General features: G+C 71.8%; 12 protein-coding genes. 4 read left to right on the top strand and 8 right to left on the bottom strand.

Annotation, left to right across the window (positions count from 1 at the left end):
* Nucleotides 1-18 precede the first annotated feature (18 nt).
* The 4 genes from FHD63_RS00060 to FHD63_RS00045 all read left to right on the top strand — a co-directional run bounded on the left by FHD63_RS00060 (nucleotide 19) and on the right by FHD63_RS00045 (nucleotide 3018).
* Nucleotides 19-951: an ABC transporter ATP-binding protein gene (locus tag FHD63_RS00060; RefSeq protein WP_202978390.1), complete on the top strand. Its 933-nt coding sequence runs from the start codon at nucleotides 19-21 to the stop codon at nucleotides 949-951.
* On the top strand, nucleotides 948-1802 hold the full coding sequence (locus tag FHD63_RS00055; protein WP_139719085.1) for an ABC transporter permease: 855 nt from the start codon (nucleotides 948-950) through the stop codon (nucleotides 1800-1802). The genes FHD63_RS00060 and FHD63_RS00055 overlap by 4 nt, the downstream gene beginning before the upstream one ends.
* A 6-nt stretch (nucleotides 1803-1808) precedes the next feature.
* A complete protein-coding gene (locus FHD63_RS00050) occupies nucleotides 1809-2042 on the top strand; it encodes a helix-turn-helix transcriptional regulator (RefSeq protein WP_139719084.1) in 234 nt (77 codons plus the stop codon).
* Between the two features lie 82 nt (nucleotides 2043-2124).
* Nucleotides 2125-3018, top strand: coding sequence for a universal stress protein (locus FHD63_RS00045; protein ID WP_139719083.1), 894 nt, complete (start codon nucleotides 2125-2127; stop codon nucleotides 3016-3018).
* Nucleotides 3019-3057: 39 nt separating this feature from the next.
* On the opposite strand, the gene FHD63_RS00040 is transcribed toward FHD63_RS00045, so the two are convergent.
* The 8 genes from FHD63_RS00040 to dnaA form a co-directional block, all read right to left on the bottom strand.
* Nucleotides 3058-3819: a DUF3566 domain-containing protein gene (locus FHD63_RS00040; protein WP_238705710.1), complete on the bottom strand. Its 762-nt coding sequence runs from the start codon at nucleotides 3817-3819 to the stop codon at nucleotides 3058-3060.
* On the bottom strand, nucleotides 3816-6554 hold the full coding sequence (gene gyrA / locus FHD63_RS00035) for a DNA gyrase subunit A (protein ID WP_139719082.1): 2739 nt from the start codon (nucleotides 6552-6554) through the stop codon (nucleotides 3816-3818). The genes FHD63_RS00040 and gyrA overlap by 4 nt, the downstream gene beginning before the upstream one ends.
* Nucleotides 6555-6592: 38 nt before the next feature.
* Nucleotides 6593-8704, bottom strand: coding sequence for a DNA topoisomerase (ATP-hydrolyzing) subunit B (gyrB, locus tag FHD63_RS00030; protein WP_139719080.1), 2112 nt, complete (start codon nucleotides 8702-8704; stop codon nucleotides 6593-6595).
* Nucleotides 8705-8939: 235 nt separating this feature from the next.
* Nucleotides 8940-9491: a DciA family protein gene (locus FHD63_RS00025; protein WP_139719078.1), complete on the bottom strand. Its 552-nt coding sequence runs from the start codon at nucleotides 9489-9491 to the stop codon at nucleotides 8940-8942.
* Nucleotides 9488-10744, bottom strand: a complete 1257-nt coding sequence (gene recF, locus FHD63_RS00020; RefSeq protein WP_139719076.1) for a DNA replication/repair protein RecF — start codon at nucleotides 10742-10744, stop codon at nucleotides 9488-9490. The genes FHD63_RS00025 and recF overlap by 4 nt, the downstream gene beginning before the upstream one ends.
* A gap of 15 nt (nucleotides 10745-10759) precedes the next feature.
* The gene (gene gnd / locus FHD63_RS00015; protein WP_139719074.1) at nucleotides 10760-11845 is read right to left on the bottom strand and encodes a phosphogluconate dehydrogenase (NAD(+)-dependent, decarboxylating); all 1086 of its coding nucleotides are present in this window, start codon (nucleotides 11843-11845) and stop codon (nucleotides 10760-10762) included.
* 52 nt (nucleotides 11846-11897) lie between these two features.
* Complete coding sequence (gene dnaN / locus FHD63_RS00010; RefSeq protein ID WP_139719072.1) at nucleotides 11898-13031, bottom strand: DNA polymerase III subunit beta; 1134 nt, start codon at nucleotides 13029-13031, stop codon at nucleotides 11898-11900.
* A gap of 478 nt (nucleotides 13032-13509) precedes the next feature.
* Nucleotides 13510-15015: a chromosomal replication initiator protein DnaA gene (gene dnaA, locus FHD63_RS00005; protein ID WP_139719070.1), complete on the bottom strand. Its 1506-nt coding sequence runs from the start codon at nucleotides 15013-15015 to the stop codon at nucleotides 13510-13512.
* Between the last annotated feature and the right edge of the window lie 107 nt (nucleotides 15016-15122).

Here is a 15122-nt window from a genome sequence, read left to right as displayed (position 1 = left end):
CTCTACTACATTGCTCCCATGTCGGTCTCCCCAGCGGCGATCCAGTGCGAGGGCCTCACCATGTCCTACGGGGACCGTCTGGTCCTCGACGGCATCGACCTCGAGATTCCCCCGGGCCAGGTGGTGGCCCTGCTCGGCCCCAACGGCGCGGGCAAGACGACGACGGTCGAGATCCTCGAGGGCTTCCGTCAGCCCTCCGCCGGCCGCGTCACGGTGCTGGGGGAGAACCCGGCGACGGCCCCCGAGTCGTGGCGGTCCCGGGTCGGCGTGGTGCTGCAGAGCTGGCGCGACCACGGCACCTGGAAGGTGCGCGACCTCATCGAGGTCATGGGTGGCTACTACGCGCCCTACGCCACCGCGACCGTGCCCCGTCCCTGGTCGACCGACGAGCTGCTGACCCGCGTGGGGCTCGCGACCCAGGCCGGAAGCCGCATCGACAAGCTCTCGGGCGGGCAGCGCCGGCGCCTGGACGTGGCCATCGGCCTGGTGGGTCGGCCCGAGCTGCTCTTCCTGGACGAGCCGACGACCGGCCTGGACCCGGCCGGCCGGCGCGACATCCACGACCTCGTCGCGGACCTCGCCGACCTGCGGACGACCGTCCTCGTCACCACCCACGACCTCGCGGAGGCGGAGAAGATCGCCGACCGCCTGCTCATCCTGGCCGGGGGTCGCATCGTGGCTGACGGCACCCCGGACGCGCTGCGCCACCAGCTGTCGCGGTCCAGCGAGGTGCGGTGGCGCGACCGGTCGACGGGACAGGTGACCGTGCACGCAGACCCCGACCCCACGGCATACCTCTCCCACCTCCTCGCCACCCGCCCGGGCGAGGTCGAGGTGCTCGAGGTGCGCGCCGCCTCCCTCGAGGACATCTACCTCGACATCGTGCGCCGGTCCGAGGCCGACGACCACGACGCCGACCTGCCCACCGCTGCCCTGGAGGCCCTGCGATGACCACGACCATACCGACCGCCGTGGTCCGGTCCGCCGCCCGGCAGGCCCGGATCACCCTCGTCCGCAAGTACACCTCGCCCGCCGGCCTGAGCGTCGTCGTCGTCTCGCTCGTGGTCCTCGTGGTGCTCTGGTTCCTGCGGGACGCCGAGATCGGTGTGGCCCAGGTCGGTGCGAGCGGCTACATCTTCAGCGGCTTCCTCGCCTTCGGCGTCATCTCGGCGGCCGTCCTCGGGGTGGCCGGCGAGCTGCAGGCGGAGCGGGAGGACGGCACCCTGCTCCGGGCCAAGGCGGTGCCCCACGGCATGACGGGCCACCTGCTCGCCAAGATCCTCGTCGCACCCTTCGACGCGCTCATCCCCATGCTGCCGGCGATCGTCGGGGCGGCGGTCTTCCTGCCCGACGTCATGCCCCGTGACCTGCTCGGGTGGGTGCTGCTCCTCGTCGTCTTCCTGCTGGGGGTGGTGACCATGCTCCCGTGGGGTGCGGTGCTCGGCTCGGTCTTCCGCACCATGATCGGCCTCGCCTGGGCGATGATGGCGATGTATGCCGTCGCCGCCCTGTCCGGGGTGTTCTACCCGGTCGGTGGCTGGCCGGCGCCGCTCCAGTGGGCCGCGCAGGCCAGCCCGCTCTACTGGATCGGGGTCGCGGTGCGCTCGGTCCTGCTGCCGCCGGAGGCGGCCGCGGCCGAGATCGGGGGCGAGTTCCGGCTCGGGCTGGCGCTGCTCGTCATCCTCGGGTGGGCGGTGGTGGGTCTGCTCGTCGCCCCGGTCCTGCTGCGCCGGATGGCGCGGCGGCAGTCGGGCAGCACCGTCCAGGCGGCCCGCGAGCGCGTCCTGGCCAAGGGCTACTGAGCGTCCATGCCGAGCGAGTCACCGCCGCTGCACAACCGGATCGCGATGCTGCGGGTGGAGCGCGGCATCAGCCGCCGCGAGCTGGCCGAGGCGCTGGGCGTGCACTACCAGACGGTGGGCTACCTCGAACGGGGCGAGTACAGCCCCTCCCTCGTCCTCGCGCTGCAGATCGCCGAGTACTTCGCCGTGCCGGTCGAGACCGTCTTCAGCCGACGACCCTTCCCGCCGCTAGGCGGCTGACCGCCCCTGCCGACGATGGCGGGAACTCCCCTCACCGCGCTACTATCGGGTGTAGTAGTTATCCCACAGAGAGGTGAGGACGATGAACACCACCCAGAGCACCACCCGACCGATCGTCGTGGGCTTCGACGGGTCGCAGAGCTCCCAGGACGCCATCCGGTGGGCGGCCGACGCCGCGGCCCGCCTGGTCGCGCCCCTCGTGGTCCTGCACGCCGCCGACCGCATCGTCCACGCGCAGGACGTCTCCATCGGCATCTGGGACCCCGCCGCCGAGCACCAGCGGGCCGCTGACCTCGCCGAGCAGGGCGCCGCGATCGCCCGGGAGGCGCACCCCGACCTCGAGGTCACCGCGCAGGGGTCCTTGCTCGGTCCCCGCCAGGCCCTCGACGAGGCGTCCGCCCACGCGAGGGGCGTCGTCGTCGGGTCGCGCGGCTTCGGCCGGGTCCGCAGCACCCTCCTGGGCGCCACCGCCTACGGCCTCACCGGCCACGCCCGGTGCCCGGTCACCGTCGTGCCGGGGCCGGCCTCGATGCCCGGACCCGAGTCCCGTGTGGTGGTCGGAGTCGACGGGTCCCCGGAGTCCGAGCGGGCGGCCGAGGCCGCCGCGCGGTGGGCCCAGGCGTGGGGCGCGGACGTGCTCGTCGTCAGCAGCTGGGAGCGGCCGACGACCGACCCGTGGGGTCTGAGCGTGGACGGTATGCGGTCGGTCGACGAGGCAGCCGAGGTGCGCCGCGAGCGGGCGGCGGGGCAGGCACGACATGCCGCGGACGCCCTCACGACCGCCTTCCCTGACCTCTCGGTGGAGATCGCCACCCCCAGCGGGCGCGCCGACGAGAGCCTCGTCGAGGCGTCGTCTGACGCGGCGCTGCTGGTGCTCGGCAACCGGGGCAGCGGACGGCTCTCGTCGTTCCTGCTGGGGTCGACGACGCGCAACATCCTGCACATGAGCATGGTGCCGGTGCACATCGTGCGCTGACCCGGCCGTCCCCGCCCGACCTCGGCCGGCCGGCTCACCTCACTCGTCGGAGAGCGTCACCTGGGCGCCTCCGACGAGGGCGGCGCAGATGTTGTAGAGGAAGGCCGAGAGGGTGGCCAGCGCGGTGAGCAGGAAGACGTTGAGCACGCCCAGCACGGCCGACAGCGCCATGACCCTGCTGAACCCGAGGTAGTCGGTGAGGTCGATGGTCGGGCCGCTGGCCTCGCCGCTGGTGATCTGGGCGAGGAAGCCGTTGATGGTCGAGAAGACATTCATCCCGGACAGCACGGTCCACAGCACCGCCACCATGACAACGCCGGAGATCCCCAGCGCCACCGAGACGAGGAAGCTGATCTTCAGCACCGACCACGGGTCGACGCGCTGCGCGGTGAGGCGCACGCGACGCGGGCCGCCGCGACGCGGGGCGGGACGCCCCGGCGGACGGTTGCCCGACGTGCGGGCCGTGCTCCCCTGGACTCCGTCGCGCGGACCAGCACCACGGGCCGTGGACCCGCCCCGGCCCGCGCTCGCCCCCGCCGCCGACCCGGAGGCCAGCCCGGCGGTCGCGCCGCGCAGGGCGCGGGCCTTGCGGGCGGCCAGGTCACGGCCCTGAGCGGTGCGCGCGAGCGCTCCGTCCTTCATCTTGGCGGCCGCCGAGCGGTCGTCGGGCTCGTCCCGGGGGGTTGGCGTCGACCCGGCGGCGGACGAGCTGTCGGCGTCCGAGTCGCTGCCGGCCTTCTGGTGCACCTGCGTCTCGTCGGTCGAGGAGCGGGACCCCGAGGGGCCCGGAGTGCTGCTCATGCGCCGTCGTCCTCCGTGCTCTCGGTGCTGTCGGTCTCAGAGCTCTCGGTGTCGTCGGCGGGGTGGGTGCCGACCGGCGAGGGGTCCTCGCTCTGACCCGACGGTACGCCATCGGCCTCGCGGACCGCCGCATCCGCGCCGTCCTCCTGCGCCTCCACGGCCTCGACGGCCTCCTCGAGCTCCTCCTCGCCGGCCGCCTCCGCGTTGCGCGCGATCGCCAGGACCGCGTCGCCCCGTCCGGGGTTGGCGAAGCGGACGCCGCTGGTGTCGCGACCGGTGACCCGGACCCCGCGCTCGCCGCCGACCGCCGAGCGGACGACGTTGCCGCGCTCGGTCAGCACGAGCACCTCGTCCGTCTCGTCGACCAGGAGCGCGCCGACGACCGGGCCGGCCTTCTCGGTGGCCTTGGCCACCTTGATCCCCAGACCGCCACGCCCCTGCACGCGGTACTGCGACACCGGGGTGCGCTTAGCCATGCCGGTCGAGAAGACGACGAAGACGTAGGGGTCGGTGCCCTCGGCGACCACCTGCATGGCGAGCAGCTCGTCGTCGCCGCGGAACTTCATCCCGGTCACGCCCGACGTGGCCCGGCCCATGGGCCGCAGCATGTCGTCGGCCGCCGGGAAGCGCACCGACTGACCACCTCGGGAGACCAGCAGGACGTCGTCGCTGCCGTGCGCCAGGGCCGCCCCGACCAGCTCGTCGCCGTCGCGCAGGTTCACCGCGATGAGCCCACCCGAGCGGGGAGAGTCGTAGTCGGTGAGCCGGGACTTCTTGACCAGGCCGTTCTTGGTCGCCAGCAGGAGGTAGGGCGCCTGCTCGTAGTCGCGCAGCGGCAGCACGGAGCGGATGGTCTCCCCGGGCTGGAAGGCCATGAGGTTGGCGACGTGCTGGCCCTTGCCGGTCGGCCCCGCCTCGGGGAACTCGTAGGCCTTGGAGCGGTAGACCCGGCCCTGGTCGGTGAAGAAGAGCATCCAGTGGTGGGTGCTGGTGACGAAGAAGTGCTGCACCACGTCGTCGGCCCGCAGGGCCGCACCCCGGCGGCCCTTGCCGCCCCGGTGCTGCGCGCGGTACTCGCGCACCGGCGTCCGCTTGACGTAGCCGCCCCGGGTGATGGTGACGACGACGTCCTCCTCGGTGATGAGGTCCTCCATCGACATGTCGCCGTCGAACGGCACGATGGTGGTACGCCGGTCGTCACCGAACTTGTCGACGATCTCGGCGAGCTCGGTGGAGATGATCTCGCGCTGGCGCTCCGGGCTGGCCAGGATCGCCTCGAACTCGACGATCTGGGCCTCCAGGGCGTCGTGCCGGTTCTGGATCTCCTGCCGCTCCAGCGCGGCCAGGCGGCGCAGCTGGAGGTCGAGGATGGCCCGCGCCTGGTCGTCGTCGATCCCCAGCAGGTCCTTCAGCCCCTCGCGGGCCTCGTCCGCCGACGGGCTGCGACGGATGAGCGCGATGACCGCGTCCAGCTGGTCCAGCGCCTTGAGGTAGCCCCGGAAGACGTGGATCTGCTTCTCCGCCTCCCGCAGGCGGTACTGCGTGCGCCGGACGATGACCTCGACCTGGTGGTCGACCCAGTGCCGGATGAAGGCCGAGATGGGCAGGGTGCGGGGCACCCCGTCGACGAGCGCCAGCATGTTGGCGCCGAAGGACTGCTGCAGCTGGGTGTGCTTGTAGAGGTTGTTGAGGACGACCTTGGCGACGGCGTCCCGCTTGAGCACGACGACCAGCCGCTGGCCGGTGCGCCCGGAGGTCTCGTCGCGCAGGTCCGCGACACCGTTGATCCGGCCGTCCTTGACGAGGTCGGCGATCTTCTTCGCCAGGCTGTCCGGGTTGACCTGGTAGGGCAGCTCGGTCGCGACGAGGCACGTGCGCCCCTGGATCTCCTCGACCTCGACCACGGCCCGCATGATGATCGACCCGCGGCCGGTGCGGTAGGCGTCCTCGATGCCCTTCTTGCCCATGATGAGCGCGCCGGTCGGGAAGTCCGGGCCCTTGATGATCCCCAGCAGGGCGTCCAGCAGCTCCTCGCGGGAGGCCTCCGGGTGCTGCAGCAGCCACTGCGCGCCCTCGGCGACCTCGCGCAGGTTGTGCGGCGGGATCTGCGTGGCCATCCCGACGGCGATCCCTGCCGACCCGTTGACCAGCAGGTTCGGGAAGCGGGCGGGCAGCACCGCGGGTTCGCGGGTCTTGCCGTCGTAGTTGTCGACCATGTCGACGGTGTCCTCGCGGATGTCGCGCACCATCTCCATGGCCAGCGGGTGCAGCCGGCACTCGGTGTACCGCGGGGCAGCCGCCGGGTCGTCCCCGGGGGTCCCGAAGTTGCCCTGCCCCTGCACCAGCGGGTGCCGCATCGACCAGTCCTGCACCAGCCGGACCAGGGCGTCGTAGATCGCCCCGTCGCCGTGCGGGTGGTACTGCCCCATGACGTCGCCGACGACGCGGGAGCACTTGTTGAAGCCGCGGTCCGGGCGGTAGCCGCCGTCGTACATCGCGTAGAGCACCCGCCGGTGCACCGGCTTGAGGCCGTCGCGCACGTCGGGCAGGGCCCGGGAGACGATCACGCTCATCGCGTACTCGATGTAGCTGCGCTGCATCTCGGCGTTGAGGTCGATCGGCTCGATCCGGTCGCCGGTGCCGGCCACCGCCGCCTCGAGGGCGGCGTCGGCGCTCTGCGCGGCGCTGGACGCGTCCGGGATCTCCGGCAGGTCGGGGGTCTGGTCGTCAGCCATGGGTCACCTACGTCGATTCAGGTATGGGGTGGGGCGGCTCAGATGTCGAGGAAACGCACGTCGCGGGCGTTGCGCTGGATGAACGCGCGCCGGGACTCGACGTCCTCGCCCATGAGGATGGCGAAGATCTCGTCCGCCTTGGCGGCGTCCTCCAGCGAGACCTGCAGGAGCACCCGGGTGTCCGGGTTCATCGTGGTGTCCCACAGCTCGCCGTAGTCCATCTCGCCCAGACCCTTGTAGCGCTGCACGCCGGTGTCCTTGGGCAGGCGCCAGCCCTTGCCGGCGCCGTCCTCGAGGAGGGCGTTGCGCTCCCGGTCGGTGAAGGCGAACTGGTGCTCGGCGTTGGTCCACTTGATCCGGTAGAGCGGCGGCTGCGCGAGGTAGACGTAGCCGGCCTCGATGAGCGGCTTCATGAACCGGAAGAGCAGCGTCAGCAGCAGGGTCCGGATGTGCAGACCGTCGACGTCGGCGTCCGCCATGAGCACGATCTTGTGGTAGCGCGCCTTGGAGATGTCGAAGTCCTCGCCGATGCCGGTGCCGAAGCCGCTGATGAGGGCCTGCACCTCCTGGTTGGCGAGGATCTTGTCCAGGCGCGCCTTCTCGACGTTGAGGATCTTGCCCCGGATCGGCAGGATCGCCTGGTTGTGCGGGTTGCGGCCGCGCACCGCCGAACCACCGGCCGAGTCGCCCTCGACGATGAAGACCTCGGAGATCGTCGGGTCGTTGGACTGGCAGTCGCGCAGCTTGCCGGGCAGCCCGCCGGACTCCAGCAGGCCCTTGCGCCGGGTGGCGTCGCGCGCCTTGCGGGCGGCGATCCGCGCCGTGGCGGCCTGGACCGCCTTGCCGACGATCTCCTTGCCCTCACGGGGGTGTGCCTGCAGCCAGTGCCCGAACTCCTCGTACATCGCGGTCTGCACGAAGCCGCGCACCTCGGAGTTGCCGAGCTTGGTCTTGGTCTGGCCCTCGAACTGCGGCTCGCCCAGCTTGACGCTGATGACCGCGGTCAGCCCTTCGCGGATGTCGTCACCGGTGAGGTTGGGGTCCTTCTCCTTGAGCAGCTTCTGCTCGCGGGCGAAGTCGTTGACCATGCGGGTCAGCGCCGACCGGAAGCCCTCCTCGTGGGTCCCGCCCTCGTGGGTGTTGATGGCGTTGGCGTAGGTGTGGACGGCCTCGGTGTAGGCGCCCGTCCACTGCATCGCGATCTCCAGGCTCAGCATGCGGCTCTCGTCCGAGCTCTCGAAGGCGATGACGTCGGCGTGCACGGGCTCGCTGCGCTTGGACCTGTTGAGGTAGGTGACGTAGTCCAGCAGGCCGTTGTCGTAGCGGTAGGTGTGCGAGCGGCCGGTGCCCGACCCACCGGTGCCCCGCTCCAGACCCGGGGTGGTTCCGTCGTCGTCGGCCTCACCCTCCCCGTCCATGGGGTCGTCGTCCAGGGCGTCGACGTCGACCTGCACCTCGCTGGGGCGCTCGTCGATCAGGGCGATGGTCAGGCCCTTGTTGAGGAAGGCCATCTGCTGGAAGCGCGCCCGGATGGTCTCGTAGTCGAAGTCGACGGCGTCGAAGATGTCCGGGCTGGGCCAGAAGGTGATGGTCGTCCCGGTCTGCCGGTCGGCCTCCGAGGCGGGCTCGTGCTCGGCCAGGGGCGCCTGCGGCACCCCCAGGTGGTAGGTCTGGGTGAAGACCGTGCCGCGCTGGCGCACCTCCACGTCCAGCCGCTCGGACAGCGCGTTGACCACCGAGGACCCGACGCCGTGCAGCCCGCCGGAGACCTTGTAGCCCCCGCCGCCGAACTTGCCGCCGGCGTGCAGCTGGGTGAGGACGAGCTCGACGGCCGGCTTCTTCTCCACCGGGTGGATGTCGGTGGGGATGCCGCGCCCGTTGTCGCGCACCCGCACCGCCCCGTCGGCCCGGAGGGCGACGTCGATACGGTCGGCCTCGCCGGCGAGCGCCTCGTCGACCGCGTTGTCCACGATCTCCCACACCAGGTGGTGCAGGCCGCGCGGCCCGGTGGACCCGATGTACATCCCCGGCCGCTTGCGGACCGCCTCGAGTCCCTCGAGCACGGTGATCGCCGAGGCGTCGTAGGCCGAGGCCGTGGCGAGGGACTCCGGCGACCCGGACTGCGCTGCCGCCTCGGGGAGCTCCGGCATGGCCGGCTCACCGGTGGCGTCGGGACTCGCTCCGTGCTCTGGTCCGGCACTGGACAAGGGGGCTCCTCGGGTGGATGTGTCAAAGACGTCTCAGTCTACCCTTTCCGCCGCACGCATCCGAGTTTCGACGGCGTGTGCCCCGTCGTCTGAGGCGTTCCAACGCCGACGAGAGCGCGGTGACCCCGGATCAGGCATCCCCCCACGCGGCCCGGGTCACGAACGCCAGGAGCGCGTCTCAGCCGTAGGTGTCCCGCGGCCCGCGACCTCCGGAGGAGAGCGGGCCCTTGCGCCAGTGCGGCCCGGCCGGCCCCTGCACGACGATCTCGGCGACGACGCCCTCCCCGACGAGCTCCTCGATCCGGGCCAGCACCGTGGAGGTGAGCAGGCGCATCTGCGTGGCCCAGGCCGTGGAGCGGGCCCGGACGGTGAGCGTGCTGCCTTCGAAGGCGACGACCTCGACCTGGTCGGCCACCTGGTCCCCGACGATGGCCCGCCACCGGCCGACGACCCCGCCTACCTGCACCTCGCCGGCCCAGCCGCGCCCGGCGACGAGACGCTCCATCTCGTCCCCGAGCAGCTGCGGGTCGCGACGGGCCCGCAGGTCAGGCTCCTCCCCGGTGGACCCGCGACGTCGCCGGGACCGCGCCGGTGAGCCGGGGCGCAGTCCCTTGTCGCGTGCGGTGCGGCGAGCGCGGGACAGCGCCTCCCGGGCGGCGTCCATCGTCCCGTCGCCCGGGGCGGCGTCCCCCTCGCCGGGTCCCGCTCCGGGGGTGCGTGGACCCGTCATGGCTGCTTGGCCGCCTGCTCGACGGGCTCCGGGGCCCGGGGGCTCACCGACCCGAGGGTCACGTCGAAGACCCGGCTCCCGGCGCCCAGGAGCCTCGCGGGCACGTCCTCGGCCACCGCTGCCGTCACGAGCACCTGCTCGCAGTCCGCGACAAGCCCCGCCAGCCGTTCCCGACGGCCGGAGTCCAGCTCGGCGAAGACGTCGTCGAGGACGAGCACGGGGTCGGTCCCCAGGTCGTGCCGCAGCAGCTCGAACCCGGCCAGGCGCAACGCCAGCGCCATGCTCCAGGACTCCCCGTGGCTGGCGTAGCCCTTGGCCGGCAGCTCGCCCAGGCCGAGCACGAGGTCGTCGCGGTGCGGGCCGACGAGGCATACCCCCCGCTCCTGCTCCTGGGTCCGGACCACGTCGATCGACCGCAGGATCGCCGTCGTCAGCTCCTCCTGGCTCGGGACCTCGCCGGCCGCGACGGCCTCGCTCACCTCCGTGCCGGGGTCGAGGCTGCTGCGGTAGGTCGCTCCGGCGCGGGTCTCGCTGTCGCTGAGGGTGCGGTAGGCCTGCTCGAGGTAGGGGCGCAGGTCGCGCAGCAGCCGGAGCCGCGCGTAGAGCAGGGCACCGCCGATCTGCGCCAGCTGCTCGTCGAACACCGCGAGGGTCGCGAGGGCGCCGTCCCGGGCCTCCTCGAGGGTCTCACCCGGGGCCAGCCGCGGTCCCCCGGAGCGGCGGGTGGGCGCGCGCCAGAGGTGTCCGGCCTGCTTGAGCAGGGCCCCCCGCTGGCGCACCGCCTTGTCGTAGTCCGCCCGGACCGCGGACCACCGCGGCTGACGGGCGACGAGGAGGTCGTCGAGCAGCCGACGGCGCTCGCCCGGGTCCCCCTTGACCAGCGCGAGGTCCTCGGGGGCGAAGAGCACGCTGCGCAGGGTGCCCAGGACGTCGCGCTGCCGGCCCACCGGAGCACGGTTGAGCCGGGCGCGGTTGGCCTTGCCGGGGACGATCTCCAGCTCGACGAGGGACTCCCGGCCGTCGCGGACGACGGTGGCCCGCACGATGGCCGACCCCGTCGCGCCGGCACGCACCAGCGGGGCGTCCTGGGCCACCCGGTGGCTGCTCAGGGTCGCGACGTAGCCGGCCGCCTCGACGAGGTTGGTCTTGCCCTGCCCGTTGCGCCCGAGGAGCACGCTGACCCCGGGCTCCAGGTCGACCTCGGCGGCGGGATAGCTACGGAAGTCGCTGACCTCCAGGTGTGTCAGGTGCACCGCGCTCGCGTCGGCTCAGTGGGTGTCGCCGGTGCCGGAGGTCGGCCCGGACCGGTCCTCGGTGGCGCCGGAGCCGGAGGAGGGCCCGGCGTCGGCCGTGGCCGCACCGTCACCCTCGCCGCCACCGTCGGCACCGGGGCGCTGCTGGCTCTCGGAGTCGTTCTTCTTCGGCTCGGCGCCCTGGTGCACCTCCGCCTGGTCCTCCTCGAGGTCGGCGTCGTCGAGCATCCGGACGTCGTGACCACCGAACTGGCCCCGCAGCGCGGCGACCGCCTGCATCGCGGGGGAGTTCTCCTGGCGGGAGGCGAAGCGGGCGAAGAGCGCGGCGCTGATGACCGGCATCGGCACCGCGTTGTCGATGGCCTCCTCGACCGTCCACCGCCCCTCCCCGGAGTCGGTGGTGTAGGCGTCGATGCCCTTGAGCTCGGGCGTGTCGCCGAGCGCGCTGACCAGCAGGTCGAGCAGCCAGGAGCGGACCACCGTGCCCCGGCTCCAGGCCTGGAAGCACCCGCGGACGTCGGTGACGATGTCCTTGGCCATGAGCAGCTCGAAGCCCTCGGCGTAGGCGTGCATCAGGCCGTACTCGATGCCGTTGTGGACCATCTTGGCGTAGTGGCCGGCCCCGACCTCGCCGGCGTGCACGAAGCCCTCCTCGCGGGGGCCCTCGGGGCGCAGGGCGTCGAAGATCGGCATGGCCTTCTCGACGTCCTCCTCGCGGCCACCGCACATGAGGCCGTAGCCGTTCTCCAGCCCCCAGATGCCGCCGGAGACGCCGCAGTCGACATAGCCGATGCCCTTGGGCTCCATGAGCGCGTCGAGCTCACGGTCCTCGGTGTACTTGGAGTTGCCGCCCTCGATGATGAGGTCGCCCTCGTCGAGCAGCTCCCCGAGCTGCTCGACCGTGGAGCGGGTCGGCTTGCCGTGCGGGACCATGACCCAGACCACCCGCGGCGGCTCCAGGGCCTGGATCATCGACTCGACGTCGTCGACGTCGCGGAGCTTCTCGTCGAGGTCGAACCCCACGACCTCGTGGCCGGCGCGGCGCAGGCGCTCGCGCATGTTGTTGCCCATCTTGCCCAGTCCGATCATGCCGATCTTCATCTGCTGCTCCTTCGGTGGGTGATGATCTGCTGACGTGGGGTCAACCCGGGAGTCAACCCGCGAAGCGTACCGGCATGAGGACGTACCGGTAGGAGTCGTCGGCGTCCCCCGCCAGGTCGGCCTGGCCGGAGATCACGGCCGGACGTGAGGGCTGGGTGAACGACAGCCGGGTGTAGGGCTGACCGAGGACGTTGAGCCCGTCGAGGAGGAACTGCGGGTTGAAGGCGATCTCGATCTCCGGACCCTCGAGGGTGGCCTCCACGGCCTCGCTGCCCTGCGCGTCGTCGCCCGTGCCGGCCTCGATCGCGAGCTGGCCGTCGGTGAACCGCAGGCGCACCGGCGTGTTGCGCTCGGCCACCAGGGCGACGCGGCGCACCGCCTCGATGAAGGCCTGGGTGTCCACGACGGCGACGCTGTCGACGGAGGAGGGGAAGATCGAGGTGACCTTGGGGTACTCCCCGTCCAGCAGCCGGGTGGTCGAGCGGCGCCGGCCGGCCTCGAAGCCGACGAGGCCGTCACCACGGCCCGCGGCGCCGAGCGACAGCTCGACGGCCGCGCTCGCGCCCAGCGACTTCGCGGTCTCCGAGAGGGTGCGCGCCGGGATGAGGCACACGTGGTCGGCGTCCGGGCTGCCCGGGGACCACGTCAGCTCGCGCTGGGCCAGGCGGTAGCGGTCGGTGGCCAGCATGGTGATGCGTTCGCCGTCGATCTCGACCCGCACCCCGGTGAGGATCGGCAGCGTGTCGCCGCGGTCCGCCGCGATGGAGACCTGGTTGACCGCCTGGGTGAAGGCGTCACCGGGGACCGACCCGCTCGTCTCCGCCTGGGCCGGAAGCTGGGGGTAGTCCGCGACCGGCATCTGGATGAGGGCGAACCGGCTCGAGCCGCAGGTCAGCGAGACCTTGGAACCGTCGGTGGACACCTCGACCGGCTTGCCGGGCAGGTTGCGGGCGATGTCGGCCAGCAGGCGGCCCAGCACCAGCACCTGACCACCCTCGGACACCTCGGCCTCGACGGTGACCGTGGCGGAGACCTCGTAGTCGTAGGCGGAGAAGGTCAGCGTGCCCTCGGGGTCGGCCGTCAGCAGGACACCGGCGAGCACCGGTACGGGGGGACGGTTGGACAGGCCACGCACGACCCACGCCACCGCCTCGGAGAGCACATCGCGCTCGACACGAAACTTCACGACACCTGGAACCTTCCGCACTGTGTGGTCTTCGGGGCAACTCTGCCACGAACACCCCCGTCCCGCTGCAGCACGTCCCCAGGGACGTAGGAGGATCATCGAGGGGAGAGGGACTGTTCGTCATCGTCATCGGGCCTGTGGATCCTGTGGACAACCCTCGCTCCGGAGGCCGTCGACGCAGGTCGGCAGGCGTGGCGAGCCGGGTGGGCTCCTGTGCACACGACGTGCAGGGACCGGTGGAGCGCGAGGCACGACCTGGGGACGGATCGGCGCGGTCCCCAGCGCCCCGGCGCTCCTGCACCGTCCTTCCCCATGCTGACCTGCGGCGATGCCCAGCTTCTCCACACCCTGTGCACAGCCGGACGACACGTCTGCAGGCCCGCGGCGAGGGTGGGGGGAGGAACGGGTGTGACGGCGGTGAACGCTGAGCCACAACGCACAGGGTTATCCACAGGTGTGGACAGAGTCGTGGTGAGGGTCAGCGCTGCGAGGCGCGGCGGATGCGCCCGGTGAGCTCGGCGATCTGGTCGTAGAGCGCGCGTCGTTCGCCGATCTGCCCGCGGATCTTGCGCTCGGCGTGCATGACCGTCGTGTGGTCCCGGCCGCCGAACTCCTGGCCGATCTTGGGCAGCGAGAGGTCGGTGAGCTCGCGGCACAGGTACATCGCGATCTGGCGGGCGTTCACCAGGGTCCGGGAGCGCGAGGTGCCGCACAGCTCCTCGATGGTGATCTGGAAGTACTCCGAGACCTCGCGGATGATCGTCGACACGGTGATCTGGGCCGTCTCGCTGCCCGGGACGATGTCCTTGAGGACGTGGGCCGCGAGGACGGCGTCGGCCGGCTGGGAGGACAGCGAGGCGAAGGCCGTCACCCGGATGAGGGCGCCCTCGAGCTCGCGGATGTTGGTCGTGATGCGGCTGGCGATGTGCTCCAGGACCTCGTCCGGCAGCTGCATACCCTCCTGCGCCGCCTTCTTGCGCAGGATCGCGATGCGGGTCTCGAGGTCCGGCGGCTGCACGTCGGTGAGCAGCCCCCACTCGAAGCGGCTGCGCATCCGCTCGGCGAAGCCGGACAGCCGCTTGGGCGGCTGGTCGGAGGTGATGACCACCTGCTTCTCGCTGTTGTGCAGCGTGTTGAAGGTGTGGAAGAACTCCTCGACGGTCTGCTCCTTGCCCTGCAGGAACTGGATGTCGTCCACCAGGAGGAAGTCGACGTTGCGGTAGCGGCGCTGGAACGCCCCGGCCTTGTCGTCGCGGATGGAGTTGATGAAGTCGTTGGTGAACTCCTCGGAGTTCACGTAGCGCACCCGCACCCCGGGGTAGAGCTTGCGGGCGTAGTGCCCGATGGCGTGCAGCAGGTGCGTCTTGCCGAGCCCGGACTCGCCGTAGATGAACAACGGGTTGTAGGCGCGGGCCGGTGACTCGGCCACCGCCAGGGAGGCGGCGTGCGCGAACCGGTTGGACGGCCCGGAGACGAAGGTGTCGAAGGTGTACTTGGGGTTCAGCCGCGCCTCGTCCGCGGCGCCGGTGACCGCGGGGCCCGCCGGTGTCGCCGGGCGGGGTATGCCGTTGCCCGAGGCGGCCGGGCCGGCGCCGTTCCTCGCGTCCGGGGACGTGGGCGACGCTGCCGAGGAGCTGGGCTGGGAGGCCGGCCTGGTGAGCGACTCCCGGGTCAGGGGGTCGTCGTCGGTGTCGTCGGCCTCCTCCTCCACCTGCTGGCGCAGGTCGTCGTCGACCGTGATGGCGAGCCGGATCTCCCGGGCCAGCTCGCGGGACAGCAGGTCCACGATGGGTTGGCGCAGACGGGTCTCGAGCAACTCCTTGGTGTGCGGGTAGGGCACCGCGAGCAGCACCGTCGTGTCCAGCACCCCGACCATGCGGGTGATCCGCAGGAACGCCTTCTCCCGAGCCCCCAGCCCGTTGGACTCGAGCGCCGTGACGACACGTCCCCAGGTGTCGTCCGCGTCGGTCGAGGGTGAGGACATGGGTGGGCTCAGCCCCCTCTCGAACGGACGACGACGATCGTGATGGCAGTCATCCACAGTGTTGTCCACAGGATGTGGATGAAGCGGTGGAGATGTGCCGGAAGCGC

It is taken from the genome of Serinicoccus chungangensis (genome assembly GCF_006337125.1).
Classification (GTDB): domain Bacteria; phylum Actinomycetota; class Actinomycetes; order Actinomycetales; family Dermatophilaceae; genus Ornithinicoccus; species Ornithinicoccus chungangensis.
The sequence above is the reverse complement of the archived record's forward strand: the minus strand, read 5'-3'. Positions and strand labels throughout refer to the sequence as shown.

Bases quoted from the DNA above. Each gene is read 5' to 3' on its own strand.
- FHD63_RS00060 (WP_202978390.1), top strand. From the start codon at position 19: ATGTCGGTCTCCCCAGCGGCGATCCAGTGCGAGGGCCTCACCATGTCC.
- FHD63_RS00055 (WP_139719085.1), top strand. From the start codon at position 948: ATGACCACGACCATACCGACCGCCGTGGTCCGGTCCGCCGCCCGGCAG.
- FHD63_RS00050 (WP_139719084.1), top strand. From the start codon at position 1,809: ATGCCGAGCGAGTCACCGCCGCTGCACAACCGGATCGCGATGCTGCGG.
- FHD63_RS00045 (WP_139719083.1), top strand. From the start codon at position 2,125: ATGAACACCACCCAGAGCACCACCCGACCGATCGTCGTGGGCTTCGAC.
- FHD63_RS00040 (WP_238705710.1), bottom strand. From the start codon at position 3,819: ATGAGCAGCACTCCGGGCCCCTCGGGGTCCCGCTCCTCGACCGACGAG.
- gyrA (WP_139719082.1), bottom strand. From the start codon at position 6,554: ATGGCTGACGACCAGACCCCCGACCTGCCGGAGATCCCGGACGCGTCC.
- gyrB (WP_139719080.1), bottom strand. From the start codon at position 8,704: ATGCCGGAGCTCCCCGAGGCGGCAGCGCAGTCCGGGTCGCCGGAGTCC.
- FHD63_RS00025 (WP_139719078.1), bottom strand. From the start codon at position 9,491: ATGACGGGTCCACGCACCCCCGGAGCGGGACCCGGCGAGGGGGACGCC.
- gnd (WP_139719074.1), bottom strand. From the start codon at position 11,845: ATGAAGATCGGCATGATCGGACTGGGCAAGATGGGCAACAACATGCGC.
- dnaA (WP_139719070.1), bottom strand. From the start codon at position 15,015: ATGTCCTCACCCTCGACCGACGCGGACGACACCTGGGGACGTGTCGTC.